The organism is Variovorax sp. 20P10.2.4 (genome assembly GCF_058244205.1).
Window position 1 is genome coordinate 1 of sequence record NZ_JBZAYE010000132.1, and the last position, 14,647, is coordinate 14,647.

General features: G+C 69.2%; 11 protein-coding genes. 5 read left to right on the forward strand and 6 right to left on the reverse strand.

What is annotated here, in order from left to right:
- Positions 1 to 1,828: heavy metal translocating P-type ATPase (locus AC27VN_RS15125; protein WP_490877041.1), on the reverse strand; the 1,828-nt coding region annotated here is incomplete at its 3' end.
- Between the two features lie 147 nt (positions 1,829 to 1,975).
- Here AC27VN_RS15125 and AC27VN_RS15130 point away from each other — a divergent pair.
- Positions 1,976 to 2,170: a heavy-metal-associated domain-containing protein gene (locus AC27VN_RS15130; protein ID WP_057591827.1), complete on the forward strand. Its 195-nt coding sequence runs from the start codon at positions 1,976 to 1,978 to the stop codon at positions 2,168 to 2,170.
- Positions 2,167 to 2,586 carry a Cu(I)-responsive transcriptional regulator gene (cueR, locus tag AC27VN_RS15135; RefSeq protein ID WP_093343632.1) on the forward strand — a complete coding sequence of 140 codons (420 nt, stop codon included), beginning with the start codon at positions 2,167 to 2,169 and terminating at the stop codon, positions 2,584 to 2,586. Before AC27VN_RS15130 ends, cueR begins: the two co-directional genes overlap by 4 nt.
- A gap of 4 nt (positions 2,587 to 2,590) precedes the next feature.
- Here the strand turns inward: cueR and AC27VN_RS15140 are convergent, their stop codons facing one another.
- Complete coding sequence (locus AC27VN_RS15140; protein ID WP_490877042.1) at positions 2,591 to 3,565, reverse strand: YcjF family protein; 975 nt, start codon at positions 3,563 to 3,565, stop codon at positions 2,591 to 2,593.
- Positions 3,566 to 4,125: 560 nt separating this feature from the next.
- On the opposite strand from AC27VN_RS15140, the gene AC27VN_RS15145 reads away from it, so the two are divergent.
- Positions 4,126 to 4,938: a response regulator gene (locus AC27VN_RS15145; RefSeq protein WP_093343629.1), complete on the forward strand. Its 813-nt coding sequence runs from the start codon at positions 4,126 to 4,128 to the stop codon at positions 4,936 to 4,938.
- Positions 4,935 to 6,371: a two-component system sensor histidine kinase CreC gene (gene creC / locus AC27VN_RS15150; protein WP_296788383.1), complete on the forward strand. Its 1,437-nt coding sequence runs from the start codon at positions 4,935 to 4,937 to the stop codon at positions 6,369 to 6,371. The genes AC27VN_RS15145 and creC overlap by 4 nt, the downstream gene beginning before the upstream one ends.
- A gap of 4 nt (positions 6,372 to 6,375) precedes the next feature.
- On the opposite strand, the gene AC27VN_RS15155 is transcribed toward creC, so the two are convergent.
- The 4 genes from AC27VN_RS15155 to creD form a co-directional block, all read right to left on the reverse strand.
- The gene (locus AC27VN_RS15155; protein ID WP_398495205.1) at positions 6,376 to 6,987 is read right to left on the reverse strand and encodes a hypothetical protein; all 612 of its coding nucleotides are present in this window, start codon (positions 6,985 to 6,987) and stop codon (positions 6,376 to 6,378) included.
- A gap of 80 nt (positions 6,988 to 7,067) precedes the next feature.
- A complete protein-coding gene (locus tag AC27VN_RS15160; protein ID WP_490877043.1) occupies positions 7,068 to 9,452 on the reverse strand; it encodes a penicillin-binding protein 1A in 2,385 nt (794 codons plus the stop codon).
- 13 nt (positions 9,453 to 9,465) lie between these two features.
- Positions 9,466 to 10,782: a glycoside hydrolase family 3 N-terminal domain-containing protein gene (locus AC27VN_RS15165; RefSeq protein WP_490877044.1), complete on the reverse strand. Its 1,317-nt coding sequence runs from the start codon at positions 10,780 to 10,782 to the stop codon at positions 9,466 to 9,468.
- A complete protein-coding gene (gene creD / locus AC27VN_RS15170; RefSeq protein ID WP_490877045.1) occupies positions 10,779 to 12,227 on the reverse strand; it encodes a cell envelope integrity protein CreD in 1,449 nt (482 codons plus the stop codon). The genes AC27VN_RS15165 and creD overlap by 4 nt, the downstream gene beginning before the upstream one ends.
- Positions 12,228 to 12,414: 187 nt before the next feature.
- On the opposite strand from creD, the gene AC27VN_RS15175 reads away from it, so the two are divergent.
- A complete protein-coding gene (locus tag AC27VN_RS15175) occupies positions 12,415 to 14,487 on the forward strand; it encodes a VIT and vWA domain-containing protein (RefSeq protein ID WP_490877046.1) in 2,073 nt (690 codons plus the stop codon).
- Positions 14,488 to 14,647: the final 160 nt, after the last annotated feature.

Genomic DNA, 14,647 nt, shown 5'->3' on the forward strand with positions numbered 1-14,647 from the left:
GCGCCGCCATGGCGCGTGCGGCGCGCAGGTTGTCGCCCGAGATCATCACCACGCGCAGGCCGCGCGCACGCAGCGCGGCGACGGTCTCGGCCGCCTGCGGCTTGGGCTCGTCGGCAAAGGCCAGCAGGGCCAGTGCCTCGGCCGCGCCGCCGGCATCGAAGCGCAGCAATGCCGACACCGTGGCGCCCTGTGCCTGCAACCGGTCGACCTCGGCGGCATCGACGTCGGCATCGAGCTCGCGGCACCAGCGCAGGCTCGCGAGGGCCCAGGCCCCGGCGAATTCGCCCTCGCCATCTCCCTCTATCTCGCCGCGCACGCCGCGGCCCGGCATGGCCTGCATCGAACGCAGCGCCGGCACCGCCAGTTTCCTGTCGGCGGCGGCCACGAGCACGGCGCGCGCCAGCGGATGTTCGCTGCCGCTCTGCAGGCTCGCGGCCACGGCGAGCAGCGCATCGGCATCGACGGTCCCGACGGGCACGAGCGCGGTCAGCACCGGCCGGCCCAGCGTCAGCGTGCCGGTCTTGTCGAAGGCCACCGTGTCGACGCGGTGCGCGAGTTCGAGCGAACGCGCGTCCTTGATGAGAATGCCGCGCCGTGCCGCCACGCCCGTGCCCGCCATCACCGCCACCGGCGTGGCCAGGCCCAGCGCGCAGGGGCAGGCGATGACCAGCACCGCCACCGCGTGGATCAGCGCGGTCTCGATGTCGGCGCCGCCGAGCAGCATCCAGCCGCCGAAGGTGAGCAGCGCGATCACCAGCACCACCGGCACGAAGATGGCCGCCACCTTGTCGACCAGCCGCTGGATCGGCGCCTTCGCGGCCTGCGCATCCTCGACCAGCCGGATGATGCGCGCGAGCACGCTCTCGGCACCGACCGCGCGCACTTCGACCACCAGCCGGCCGTCGCCATTGACGGCACCGCCGGTCAGCAGGTCGCCAGGTCCCTTCGGCACGGGCAGCGGCTCGCCGGTCAGCATCGACTCGTTGACCTCCGATTCGCCCTCGACCACGCGCGCATCGGCCGGCACGCGTTCGCCGGGACGCACCGCGAGGCGGTCGCCCACCATCACCTCGGCCAGCGGCACGTCGCTCTCGCCGCGCGGGCCGACCAGGTGCGCCACCTCGGGCCGCAACTGCTGCAGCGCGCGGATCGCCGAGGTCGCCTGGCGCTTGGCGCGCGCCTCGAGCCACTTGCCCAGCAGCACCAGCGTGATGACCACCGACGAGGCCTCGAAGTACAGGTGCGGCATCATCCCGTGGCCCGCGTGCTCGCCGGTGGCCGAGCGCCACCAGAGCCACAGCGAGAGTCCGTAGGCGGCGCTGGTGCCGAGCGCGACCAGCAGGTCCATGTTGCCGGTCAGCGCGCGCGCCGCATGCCAGCCCGCACGGTAGAAGCGCGCGCCGAGCCAGAACTGCACCGGCGTCGCGAGCAGCAGCTGCAGCCAGGGGTCGAGCATCCAGTCGCGGCCGAAGAACTCGCCGACCATCGGCAGCATCAGCGGCGCCGACAACGCGAGGCCGACCGCCACCGGGCCGAAGCCGTGCCAGGGCGAGAGCGCCGCGGCTTCCTCCTGCGCATCGGCCGCGGCGCGCGGCTCGTAGCCGGCGGAGCGCACCGCGCGGCGCAGCCGGGCATCGATGTCCTCGCCACCCTGCGCCTGCGCCACCACGCGCGCCGATTCGGTCGCGAGGTTCACGCTGACGTCCTGGACGCCGGGCACGCCCTTGAGCGCGCGCTCCACGCGCATCACGCAGGACGCGCAGGTCATGCCGCCGACCGAAAGGTCGAGCGTGAGATTCGGCAACGGCCGTTCTTGTACGTTTTCCATGGTGCGAAGGCTAAAGCTTCACACCATGGCAAGGTCAAGCGCGGCAAAAAGAGTCCCTGGACTGGACGTTGACATCGTGGCAAGGTTCAGACTTCGGTTTCCGAACGGGCGAACGCCCGCCTTTCCATCCACGAAGGAGCAGAAACGATGAGCCAGAAATTCCAGGTCGCGGGCATGAGCTGCGGACATTGCGTGAACGCCGTGCAGAACGCGGTGCAGACGGTCGACCCCGAGGCCCAGGTCACGGTCGATCTCGAGACCGGCCATGTCGACGTGCTGAGCCAGCAGCCACGCCAGGATCTGGTGGCGGCGATCGAGAACGCCGGCTACCGGGTTCAATGACGGTGCCGGTCACGCACGGCCCCGTGGCGATCGGCGAGGCCGCCCGGCTGTCGGGCGTGTCCGCGCGCATGGTGCGCCACTACGAGGGCCTGGGCCTGCTGAGCGCGGTGGCGCGCACCGACAGCGGCTACCGCCAGTACGGCGATGCCGACATCCATACGCTGCGCTTCATCAAGCGCTCGCGCGACCTCGGCTTCTCGATGGAGGAGATCGCCGAGCTCGTGGGCCTGTGGCACAACCGCCGGCGCACGAGTTCGAGCGTGAAGCGCATCGCGCAGAAGCACCTCGAGGAACTGGAGCAGCGCATCGCCGACATGCAATCGATGCGCAGCACCCTGGCCCACCTGGTGCACTGCTGCCACGGAGATGCGCGGCCCGAGTGCCCGATCCTCGACGACCTGTCGAAGACCGCCTGACGGTTCAGGCGCCCCGGACCAGCGACAGCACCTTGCCCGCATCGAGCGTGCGGGCCTTCTCCTGGATCGCCGGCAGGTAGCGCGACTGCAGGCCCTGGCCTTCCTGCACCACGCCCGAGAAGGCGTCCTTGAGCATCTGCGTCGACAGCGTGCGGCCGCCCGCGTAGTAGCGCTTGGCGACATGGCCCAGCGCATAGGTGGTGGCAAAGCTCATGCCCGAACTCACGGCCTGCTTGCCGACGCCGCGCAGCAGGCCGCCGCCCACCTTGCCGAGCAGCCCGCCCAGCAGCTTGCGCCCGGCCTGCTCGAGGTACTGCGAGGTCAGGCCCACGCCCACGGTGGCGATGAAATCCTTGACGTGGCCGCTGTCGAGCTCGTAGCCGTGCGCCTTGCCGATGCGGTAGACCAGCTTCATCTGCAGCGGAATGATCGCCATGGTCGACAGCGTCTCGGGCAGCAGCTCGAGCGCGCCGTTGAGGATGGCGGCGTTGAGGATCGACTTGTCGAGCTCGGCGCTGTCGGGCGTGAGCGGCGACGCGCCCGCCGCGACGGCCGGCACCGGCGCCGCGGCCACCACGGCGCCAGCGGAGGCACCGGCCACCGCCCCGGCCGCCGCGATCTCCTCGGCCTGGTTCGAGAACTGCGCCGCCGAGGCATCGAGCCCGAGCGAGGTGCGCACGTCGGTCAGGAACATCCGCTCGGCCTGCGACTGCGCGCCGTCGGCATCGCACACGCACACCGCCATCTCGTAGGCGAGCTGCTTCGCCTCGGTGCTCTGCAGCTGCGCCGCCACCGACGGCAGCGAGACACGCTTCATCAGCACGTCCTGGTAGAGCGTCGGCAGGTTCAGGCCGTCGGTCTGCGACAGCCCTTCGGCGATGCGCTTGATTTCCGCGCGCTCGCGTTCGTGCTTTTCGCCGTCGACGAAGGCGGCCAGCAGGCTGAGGGTCACGATGGCCTGGGTTTCGGAAGGTGTCACGGCTGGAATTTCCACAAGGTGAAGGACGAAGTTCGGTCGGAAGACCGGGGGAAGGTTCCGCCGCGCGTTCTCCCCACAAAGCGGGTGCAACTCTGTGGATAACCACAGAACTACTTTGTAGGGGCGCGGCAAGTTATTGATTTTTATGGGGAATCTACAGACCGCTTAAAAAATAGGCAATGAATTTCCTCACCCGAAAAACGCCTTTCGCAGATTTCCGGAGGGCTGTCAAAGGACAACTCTGGGGAGAGTTCTGGCACAAGCAGGTGGTTATCCACAGCGCCGGACGGATGCGCCAGGTTGTCCCTTTGGACGCGACAGCACAAAAGCACGGCTGCGCACAGTGACCGCTGTATGACAAGTGCTTGTCACATAACGAAAAAAGCGGCCTGTCCACAGAAGGGGCGGACCCTTATCTACTACTACTAATTTGAATAAGAAGAATAAGAAATAGAGAGAGACCAAAGGTCGCGCCCGAAAAAAAGTCCGAAGGCCGCGCCTCGTTGCAACGCCGTCGGCGTGGCTGGCGCCCGCCCCGTGGCGCTCGCTACCATCGCTGGATGAGCTTCAAACCGCGGATCCTGATCGCCGAGGACGAATCGGGCATCGCCGACACCCTCCAGTACGTGCTCAAGAGCGACGGCTTCACGCCGGTCTGGTGCGCCACCGCGGAAGACGCGTTGGCGCAGTTCGCGCAGGAGGCGCCGGCGCTGGCGATACTGGATGTGGGATTGCCCGACATGAACGGCTTCGAGCTGTTCAAGCGGCTGCGCACGCTGAACCAGGCCATGGGCGGACCGGAGGTGCCGATGCTGTTCCTCACGGCGCGCAGCGACGAGATCGACCGCGTGGTGGGACTGGAGCTCGGCGCCGACGACTACGTCGCCAAGCCGTTCTCGCCGCGCGAACTGGTGGCGCGCGTGCGCACCATTCTTCGGCGCAGCGCGCGGGGCGCGCCCGGGCCCTCAGGAACGCCAGGAAGCCCCGGAACCTCCGAACAGGGGGTCCCCCATGCCGGAGCGCCCCAGGCGGCGCCTGCGGCGCGCCAGACCCCTCCAGTACCCAGCCAGCCCTTCGTGCTCGACCAGGAGCGCATGCAGATCCGCTACTACGGCCGGCTGCTCGAACTCTCGCGCTACGAATACGGTCTGCTGCGCCTGCTGGTGCAACGCCCGGGGCGCGTGTTCACGCGCGACGAATTGCTCGAACTCGTCTGGGACGACGCCAGCGAGAGTTTCGACCGCACCGTCGATGCCCACATCAAGACCCTGCGCGCCAAGCTCAAGGCGATCGCGCCCGAGGTCGAGCCGATCCGCACGCTGCGCGGCACCGGCTACGCACTCAACGAAGAACTGCCCGCCAGGATCTCGTGACCCGGCGCACGCGCATCTTCATCGGCATCCTGCTGATCTACACGGCCGGCATCGCCTTCCTGCTGTACCGCGTCGTCTCCGACATCGATCCGCGCTACCGCGAATCGGCCGAGGAATCGCTGGTCGAGACCTCGCAACTGGTGGCCAGCCTGGTCGAGCAGGACGTGATCGCGGGGGCCATCAACACGGCGCGGCTCGAGCCGCTGTTCCGCACGCTCTATGCGCGCGAGTTCTCGGCCCAGATCTACAACCTGCACAAGAGCCGGGTCGAGCTGCGCGTCTACGTGACCGACCGCGGTGGCCGCGTGATGTTCGATTCGCTCGGCCGGCACCTGGGCGCCGACTATTCGAAATGGAGCGACGTGAGCCGCACGCTGGCCGGGCTCTACGGCGCGCGCACCTCGCGCGACGTCGACGTCGATCCGCGCACCTCGGTGATGTACGTGGGCGCGCCGATCCGCTGGAACAACGAGATCGTCGGCATGGTCAGCGTGGGCAAGCCGGTGCAGAGCTTCGGCCAGTTCGTGGAGGACGCGCGGGCGCGCACGATCTGGGTCGGCGTGGGCTCGGCGCTGGCGCTGCTGCTGCTCGCGGTGATCGTCTCGGTCTGGCTGGTGCGGCCCTTCGGGCTGATCCGCGACTACTGGGGCTGGGTGCGCGCGCAGCGCAGCCTCAGCCTGCGGCGCATGGCGCGGCGCGCGGTCGACGCGGTGCGCAGCGGCTTCAGCGAGATGCGCGACACGCTGACCGGCCGCAACTACGTCGCCGACTACGTGCAGACCTTCACCCACGAGGTGAAGAGCCCGCTGTCGGCGATCCGCGGCGCGGCCGAGCTGCTGCAGGAACCCTCGATGCCGCACGAGGAGCGCGAGCGCTTCCTCGCCAACATCGCGCGCGAGACCCAGCGCATCCAGGAGATCGTCGACCGCATGATGGAGCTGACCGCGCTCGAGACCCGGCGCGCGCTCGAGCGCACGCAGCCGGTGGCGCTGGCCTCGTTGATCGACGACATCGCGATCAGCGCGCGGAGTGCCGCGGCCCAGCGCAACATCCGCGTGCACGTGGACATCCGGGCCGAGGCCTCGGTCGAGGGCGATCCCTTCCTGCTGCGGCGCGCCGTCAGCAACCTGCTCGACAACGCGATCGATTTCTCGCCGACCGGCAGCGAGGTGCGCATGACGCTGGAGACCACCTCGCGGCTGGCACGCGTGAGCGTGCGCGACCGCGGGCCGGGCATTCCCGACTACGCGCAGGAAAAGGTCTTCCAGAAGTTCTATTCGCTGGCGCGGCCGCACAGCCAGAAGAAGAGCACCGGGCTGGGCCTGGCCTTCGTCAAGGAGATCGCCGCGCTGCACCACGGCCGCATCGAACTCGGCAATGCGACGCGCGGCGGCGCGGTGGCCACGCTCACGCTGCCGCTGCTGTCGCCCTGAGCTGCTACTGGCGCCCGATCAGCGCGAGGTAGTCGCGCCGCGTGCCTTCGCTGACCGAGGCGATCAGCTGCTCGTACGGGGTCTTGTGGCGCGCCAGCATGCGCGCCGAGGCCACCATCTTCGATTTGCAGAACCAGTGGCAGGTGTGCTGCATCAGGAACAGCTCGGCCGACAGCGTGTAGGCCTTGTCCTTGGGACTGCGGCCGGCGCGGTTGTGCATCACCTCGTTGATGCCGCGCGCATGGATCGCGAAGGCCGCGCGCAGGTCGAAGGTCTCGCGCGGAAACAGCAGGTGCGCGTAAGGCAGCGTCGCCAGCGGGGAGGTGCTCACGCGCGTCTGCGCGGCATCGACGCGTGCGAACTCGGCCGCGAAATTGGCGAATTGGGCCGCGAGCCGCGCCTCGGTCGCGTCGAGCACGCCCCAGACCTGCTGGCGCCGCTCGGGATCGTCCTCGCCGAGGCAGCGCAGGTAGCCCTCGGTGAGGTTTTCCATCAGCTTCTCGATCTGGTAGTTGCCCAGGTGGCGAGCCAGCAGCGCGATGCGCCGGCGCTGGTCGTGGGACTTGAGGAGGTAGGCGCCGATGGCGATCAGCGCCACCAGGGTGAGGATTTCCATGGACTTGGGAACGGGCGGGCGGGAAGAAAGGGTGTGCGCCGAGTGTAGAGACCCCGGCGCGGCCCGTGCCGCCCGCGTCCCTAGCGGAAGAAGTCCAGGATGCGGTTGCGCTCCTCGGGCGGCGGCGGCGCGCCGATCGGCACGCCGGTCAGCACCTCGACCGGCTGCGGCGCGGCCTCGGGCTCGAGGCCCAGGCTCGCGACACCGCGGCCCGGCGCGTAGTCGTCGAAGTAGAGCTCGCCGTCCACGTGCACCAGGCCGGGCGGCTCGGGCAGCTGCGTCACCGGCACGCCGCGCAGCGCGGTCTGCATGTAGCCGGTCCAGATCGGCAGGCTCAGGCTGCCGCCGGTCTCGCCGCGCACGCCGAGCTGGCGCGGCGTGTCGTAGCCGATCCAGGTCACGCCGACCATGGTGGGCTGGAAGCCCGCGAACCAGGTGTCGAAGGAGTCGTTGGTGGTGCCGGTCTTGCCGAACAGGTCGTCGCGCTTGAGCGCCTGGTAGGCCTTGAAGCCGGTGCCGTTGCGCACCACGCTCTGCAGCAGCGAGTCCATCAGGTAGGCGTTGCGCGCGGGGATCGCGCGGTTGCTTTCGTCGAGCGCCGGCGGCTCGGTTTCCATCAGCACCTTGTCCTTGGCATCGGTCACGCGCGTCACGAGGTAGGGGTTGACGCGGTAGCCGCCGTTGGCGAACACCGAATAGCCGGCGGCCATCTGCAGCGGCGTGACCGAGCCTGCGCCGAGCGCCATTGGCAGGTTGGCCGGATGCTTGTCCTTGTCGAAGCCGAAGCGCGTGATCCAGTCCTGCGCGTAGTCGGTGCCGATCGACTGCAGCACGCGGATCGTCACCAGGTTCTTCGATTTCATCAGCGCGGTGCGCAGCGGCATCGGGCCTTCGAAACCGCCGTCGAAGTTCTTCGGTTCCCAGGGCTGGCCGCCGTTGGCACCGGGCTCGAAGTACAGCGGCGCGTCGTTCACCACGGTGGCGGGCGTGAAGCCCTTCTCGAGCGCGGCCGAGTAGATGAAGGGCTTGAAGCTCGAACCGGGCTGGCGCCAGGCCTGCGTCACGTGGTTGAACTTGTTCTTGCTGTAGTCGAAGCCGCCGACCAGCGCCTTGATCGCGCCGGTGCGCGGGTCCATTCCGATGAAGGCGCCCTCGACCTCGGGCAGTTGCGTGATCTCCCAGTTGTTCTTGGCCGTGCGCGCCACGCGGATCACCGCGCCGCGGCGGATCTTGATGTTGGGCTGCGCCTTAGCCGCCAGGCCCGACTGCGCGGGGCGCAGGCCTTCGCCCGTGATCTCGATCGCCTCGCCGTTCGCGCGCACCGCGCTGACCTGCTTGGGCGAGGCATCGAGCACCACGGCCGCGATCACGTCGCCGTTGTCGGGATGCTCGGCCAGCGCGTCGTCGACCGCTTCGTCGACCTCCTTCGGATCGTCGGGCAGGTCGACGAACTTCTCGGGGCCGCGGTAGGGCTGGCGACGCTCGTAGTCCATGATGCCGCGGCGCAGCGAGCGGTAGGCCGCCGACTGGTCGGCCGCCACCAGCGAGGTGTAGACCTTCATGCCGCTGGTGTAGATGCTGTCGCCGTACTGCGAATGCATCATCTGGCGCACCGTCTCGGCCACGAACTCGGCGTGCAGCCGGTTCGGGTCGGCGGCATCGCGCAGGTGCAGTTCCTCCTTCTTGGCCTCGGCCGCCTGCTCGGCGGTGATGAAGCCGGTCTCCTGCATGCGGTCGATCACGTAGAGCTGGCGCGCGCGGGCGCGGCGCGGATTGGCCACCGGGTTGTTGGTGCCCGGCGCCTTCGGCAGGCCCGCGAGCATCGCGGCCTCGGCGATCGTGATGTTGGCCAGCGGCTTGCCGAAGTAGGCATCCGATGCCGCGGCGAAACCGTAGGCACGGTTGCCGAGGTAGATCTGGTTCATGTAGATCTCGAGGATCTGGTCCTTGCTCAGCTGCTGCTCGAGCCGCAGCGACAGCAGGATCTCGTAGGCCTTGCGGCTCAGCGTGCGCTCGGAGCTCAGGTAGACGTTGCGCGCCACCTGCATCGTGATGGTGGAGGCGCCCTGCTTGCGTCCGCCCTTGAGGCTGGCCACCGCCGCGCGCAGGAAGCCCTTGTAGTCGACGCCGCCGTGGTCGTAGAAGCGCGCGTCTTCGACCGCGAGCACCGCGTCCTTCATGACCTTGGGGATCGCCGCGAAGGGCGTAAGGTTGCGGCGCTCCTCGCCGAATTCGCCGAGCAGCTCGCCGTCGGAAGAAAACACGCGCAGCGGTTGCTTGGGCCGGTAGTCGGCGAGTTCGGAGCTGTCGGGCAGGCGCGGCGAGATCAGGGCGATGGCGACGGCGCCCGCGACCGCGAGCACCAGCACGCCCGAGCCCGCGACGATGGCGCTCCAGACGGCGATGCGCTGCCAGCGCGGTGGTTCGGGGGCGTCGGGTGAGCGGGGCTTGAAGGGATTGAACATGAGGGAGGTCCTGCTATTGAGAGAGTCCGCGCAGGCGCGGGTTCCGGGCCAGCCGCGATGCGCTCGCGGCCAGCATGGCGGCGTCGATGGCGCCGCGGCCCTCGGCCTGCCGCGCGCAGTGCATCGCGTCGAAGTACTTGTCGTGGTCGTAGGCGACCAGCAGCAGGTCCACGCCGGCATTCAGCGCACGCACCGTGGCGTTGCACAGGCCCCGGTCGTAGGCTGCACCCATCGTGAGATCGTCGGTGACGAGCAGGCCGTCGTGGCCCCACGCGTCGCGAATCACGGACTGCACGATTTTGCGCGAGAACGATGCCGGATGGTCGGGGTCGAGTTCTGGAACGATCACATGGGCGAGCATGACAGCCGCTTGTGTCGAAGCCGACACCTCTTGAAACGGTTTCCAGTCATGTGTTGCAAGTCGGACCGCGGGCGTGCGCAAAAAACCGGCCGCATGGTGCGTGTCCTCGGCCACGCCGGCCAGTCCCGGGAAGTGCTTGAGCGTGCCTTGCACGCCGGCCGCTTCGAGGCCCTGTTCGTAGGCCCGCGCCACCTCGGCGACCAGGGCCGGGTCGGCCGAGATCGCGCGTTCGTCGATGCGGGTGTGCAGGTCCCAGCGGCCCGGGGCGCGGCCGGTGCGCAGGTCGACCACCGGGCTGAAGTTGAGCGTGATGCCCAGCGCGGCGAGCGCCCTGCCCTGCTGCTCTCCGTAGGCACGGGCGCGCTGCGCGAGTTCGTTCTCGGGCACGTCGGCATCGATCAGGGTGGCCAGCGAGGGCTGGCGTTCGATCAGCGGCGAGAGCCGCGACACCGCGCCGCCTTCCTGGTCGGTGGCGACGATCAGCGGCGGCAAGCCGGCCGCCGTGCGCAAGTCCTGCAGGCTCGAGATCTCCTCGCGCAGTTGCGTCGCGCTGCGGCCCCTGACGTTGCGGCCGGTCACGAAGATGCCGCCGATCGCGCCGTGGCGCGCGAGCTCGCGCAGCATCGGCATCTCGGCGTTCTCGTAACCGACGATGAAGTGCGCGCCGAGCCTGCGTGCCTGCGCGTCCGATGCGGCGAGCACTTCCGCGCGGCGCTGGCGGCTCGAGAGTTCGTCGGCCCCGCTGCAGAGCATCACCGCGCACAGCAGCCCGAGCAGCATCGGCCGCAGCGATCGGCGCGCGAAGCGCCAGACGATCGCCACGCCGCCGCCCGCGAGCGCGAGCAGCAGCGGCACCTCCCAGGCGCGCAGGAAGCGCAGGTGCGGATCCTTCAGGTGCCAGGCCCAGCAGCAGAGGACGGCCAGTGCCAGCCAGCCCAGGGCACCGAGCGCGACGCGCAGCGCTTTCATGCCGGATCGACGAGGGCCGCCGGCGCGGCTTCGGGCCGGCGCGACAGCGCATACCAGTCGACCTTGCGCGTCATCAGCATCAGCGTCGAGAGCATGCCGAAGATCAGTAGCGCGCCGAGTAGCAGCGCATTGCTCTCGGAGGCCAGCAGCCCATAGAGCGCACCGTAGAGCACCGCGACGAAGCCCGCGAAACCGGCGCCGCGCTTCCAGCTGCCGAGCACCGCGGCGAAGTAGATGCCCAGCAGCAGCACGCTCGCGCCGGCCGCGCCCGCATAGGCGAGCCAGAAGGCCAGCTTCTCCGACAGTGCCAGCAGCAGCAGGAAGAAGATCGCGATCGACAGGCCCACCAGGCCGTACTGCACCGGGTGCAGCCGCAGCTTGCGGAACAGCTCGAACATGAAGGCGGCCATCAGCACCAGGCCGATGAAGAGCGCGCCGTACTTGCCCGCGCGGGTGCTCATCGAATAGACGTTGATCGGCTGCGCGAGCGAGACGTCGAAGCTCTGCGGGTTGAAGGGCTGCGGGCCGGCGCGCACATTGCCGTTGGCCGAGGCCGCCGTCGCGTCGGCGCGGCCCGCCAGGTCGACACGCACCTGTTCGCGCGCCGAGCTCACGAGCGAGGACACGCGCCAGTGCGCATCGAAGCCCTGCGGCGTGACCTCGCGCTTGGCCGCGAGGAAGCGGCCGCCGAAGCTCGGATGGGCCCAGGGCGACTTCAGGTGCGCGCTGGTTTCTTCCGCGATCGGCACCATCGACAGGGTGTCCTGGCCGACCAGCGAGAGCTTCATCTCGAAGGGCAGCGCGGCGCGCGACTGCCAGGCGGCCAGGGCCGCGCCGCCGAGCGGCGCGTGGATGCCGTTGGCGAACCAGGAGTCGTCGGGCAGGCCGGGCACGCGCTGGCGCAGCCGCAGTTCGGCGCCGTTCATCGTCAACGCGGGCGAACCGTCGAGGCCGCGCAGGTCGCTCACGTTGAAGGCCACCAGCGGGGCCTTGAATTCGATCTTCGAATCGGGCTCGCTGTGCGCGACCGCCTCGGGGTTGAAGGCCGCGAAGCCGCCCGACAGGGTGGCGTCGAGCGTGTAGAACGGGATCTTGAAGATGCCGCGGTAGCGCTGCTGCGGCGTCATCGATCCCTCGATGTGCAGCTTGTCGGGGAACACCACGTGCGCCATCTCCTTGCTGCGCGCCTCCTGGCCGATCACCTTGCCCTGCGCGTCGCGCAGCGGCTCCATCCAGCGCTCGACGTAGGGCACCAGCAGCAGCGGACCGACCACGGTCTGCGGGCCCGCGTAGGTGGCGGCGAGTTCGGCGGCGGCCTCGCGCTGGCTGTCGCCGCGCTCGTTGTTGATGCGGTCGATCTCGGCCAGCGGAATGCACAGCAGCAGCACCAAGAGCAGCAGCCCACCCACCTTGGCCAGCATCGAATCCTTCAGCAGTTGAAGCATGTTTTCTCTCCTCGTTGACGACGGACCGGATGCTCGCCGTGCGATCCGAAGCCCGTGTGAAGCGAGGCGGCGCGGCGACTTCACGCGGACTTCACACAGCGCGGCGGACTTCAAGAAGCCTTCCCATTGCCTTCTCGGGGGCTGGCGACAGTGCGGGCCATCCGATACACAGAGAAGAGGACCCGACATGCACACCCCCTCCACCCACCGACCCGGCCGCTGGCTCTGGCTGGCGACGCTGAGCCTCGCGGTCGCGGGCTTCGTCGCGTTGAGCCTGAATCCCGTGCATGCGCAGGAAGCAGCCGGGCCGCGCCTGAAGACCGAGAGCCCGTACTTCTTCGTGAAGAGCGACGATCCCTCGATCGACCGGCTGCCGCTCAAGGGCACCGAGGTCTCGGTGAAGATCTCGGGCGTGATCGCCGACGTGACGGTGACCCAGACTTATCGCAACGAGGGCCAGCGGCCCATCGAGGCCAAGTACGTGTTCCCGGGCTCGACCCAGGCGGCCGTGAGCGGCCTCAACGTGCGCCTGGGCGACCGCCTGATCACCGCGCAGATCCGCGAGAAGCAGCAGGCGAAGATCGAATACGACACCGCCAAGCGCGAGGGCAAGACCGCCGCGCTGCTCGAGCAGCACCTGCCGAACGTGTTCCAGATGAACGTGGCCAACATCCTGCCGGGCGACGACGTGAAGGTGGAGCTGCGCTACAGCGAGCTGCTGGTGCCGCAGTCGGGCAACTACGCATTCGTGTTCCCCACCGTGGTGGGCCCGCGCTACAACAGCCCGCAGTCCTCGAACGCGCAGGCGCCCTGGGTCGGCCAGCCGACGCTGCGCGCGGGCGTCGCGGCCGGCACCACCTTTCGGCTCAAGGCCAGCATCGACACGCCGATGGGCCTGAAGGAGATCCGCTCGGCGACGCACGCGATCGACGTGAAGAAGAGCGACGAGGACCGCCATGCCGACATCGTGCTGGCCGCCGACGGCCGCCCGGCCGACAACCGCGACTTCGTGCTCGACTACCGCCTCGCGGGCGAGAAGATCGAGTCGGGCCTGATGCTCTACAAGGGCCAGGGCGAGAACGCCGAGAACTTCTTCCTCGCGATGGTCGAGCCGCCCAAGGCCGTGGCCGCCAGCGCCATCTCGCCGCGCGACTACATCTTCCTGGTCGACATCTCGGGCTCGATGCACGGCTTTCCGCTCGATACAGCGAAGGTGGTGCTCGAGCGCCTGATCGGCGGCCTGCGCCCCAGCGACACCTTCAACGTGCTGCTGTTCTCGGGCAGCAACAAGATGCTGTCGCCGGCCTCGGTGCCCGCGACCCGCGCCAACATCGAACAGGCGCTGGCCACCATCAAGAACTTCGAGGGCGGCGGCAGCACCGAGCTGATCCCGGCACTCAAGCGCGTGTATGCCGAGCCGAAGGACGAGAAGGTCTCGCGCACCGTGGTGGTGGTGACCGACGGCTACGTGACGGTCGAGCGCGAGGCCTTCGAGCTGGTGCGCAACAACCTGTCGAAGGCCAACGTGTTCGCCTTCGGCATCGGCTCCTCGGTCAACCGCAGCCTGATGGAAGGCATCGCGCGCGCCGGCATGGGCGAGCCCTTCATCATCACCGACCCAGCGCAGGCGCCCGAACAGGCCGCGCGCTTTCGCCGCATGGTCGAGTCGCCGGTGCTGACCAGCGTCAAGGCCACCTTCGGCGGGCTCGACGTGTACGACGTGGAACCGCAGGCGCTGCCCGACGTGCTGGGCGAACGGCCGGTGATCGTGTTCGGCAAGTGGCGCGGCGAAGCGCGCGGGCGCGTGATCGTCGAGGGCCAGGGCGCCGAAGGCCCGTACCGCCGGGAAGTGCGCATCGATGCGCGCACGCGCCAGGACACGGCCGCGCTGCGCACGCTGTGGGCGCGCCATCGCATCCAGAGCCTGAGCGACCAGGAAGCGCTCGAAGGCAGCGCGGCCTTCAAGGACCGCATCACCGAGCTCGGCCTCAAGTACGGCCTGCTGACCCAGTACACCAGCTTCATCGCGGTCGACAAGGTGGTGCGCAATGCCGCGCCGCAGGACAGCGCGAGCGTGAACCAGCCGCTGCCGATGCCGCAGGGCGTCAGCGATACCGCCGTGGACGGCGGCGCGCTCGGCGCCGAGGTGCCGAGCACGCCCGAGCCCGAGACGCTGGGCGCCATCGCGGTCGTGCTGTCGGTGCTGGCGATGCTGCGCCGCCGCGCGCGCCGCCACGATGCACGCCGTTTCACGGCCTGATGCGGGAGCACGACCTCATGTCCCTGGCAACGCTTGCCCACCGCCATCCACGCATCGTGGATTGGGGCATCCGCATCGACCGATTCCCGGCCGCCGCCTGGCTGGCCCTGCAGTTCGCCGCGCTGGCGCCGACCTGGGGCTGGATGCTGCGGCGCATGGT

Coding starts and splice junctions, on each gene's coding strand:
- AC27VN_RS15130 (WP_057591827.1), top strand. CDS start 1,976: ATGAGCCAGAAATTCCAGGTCGCGGGCATGAGCTGCGGACATTGCGTG.
- cueR (WP_093343632.1), top strand. CDS start 2,167: ATGACGGTGCCGGTCACGCACGGCCCCGTGGCGATCGGCGAGGCCGCC.
- AC27VN_RS15145 (WP_093343629.1), top strand. CDS start 4,126: ATGAGCTTCAAACCGCGGATCCTGATCGCCGAGGACGAATCGGGCATC.
- AC27VN_RS15155 (WP_398495205.1), bottom strand. CDS start 6,987: ATGGAAATCCTCACCCTGGTGGCGCTGATCGCCATCGGCGCCTACCTC.
- AC27VN_RS15160 (WP_490877043.1), bottom strand. CDS start 9,452: ATGTTCAATCCCTTCAAGCCCCGCTCACCCGACGCCCCCGAACCACCG.
- AC27VN_RS15165 (WP_490877044.1), bottom strand. CDS start 10,782: ATGAAAGCGCTGCGCGTCGCGCTCGGTGCCCTGGGCTGGCTGGCACTG.
- creD (WP_490877045.1), bottom strand. CDS start 12,227: ATGCTTCAACTGCTGAAGGATTCGATGCTGGCCAAGGTGGGTGGGCTG.
- AC27VN_RS15175 (WP_490877046.1), top strand. CDS start 12,415: ATGCACACCCCCTCCACCCACCGACCCGGCCGCTGGCTCTGGCTGGCG.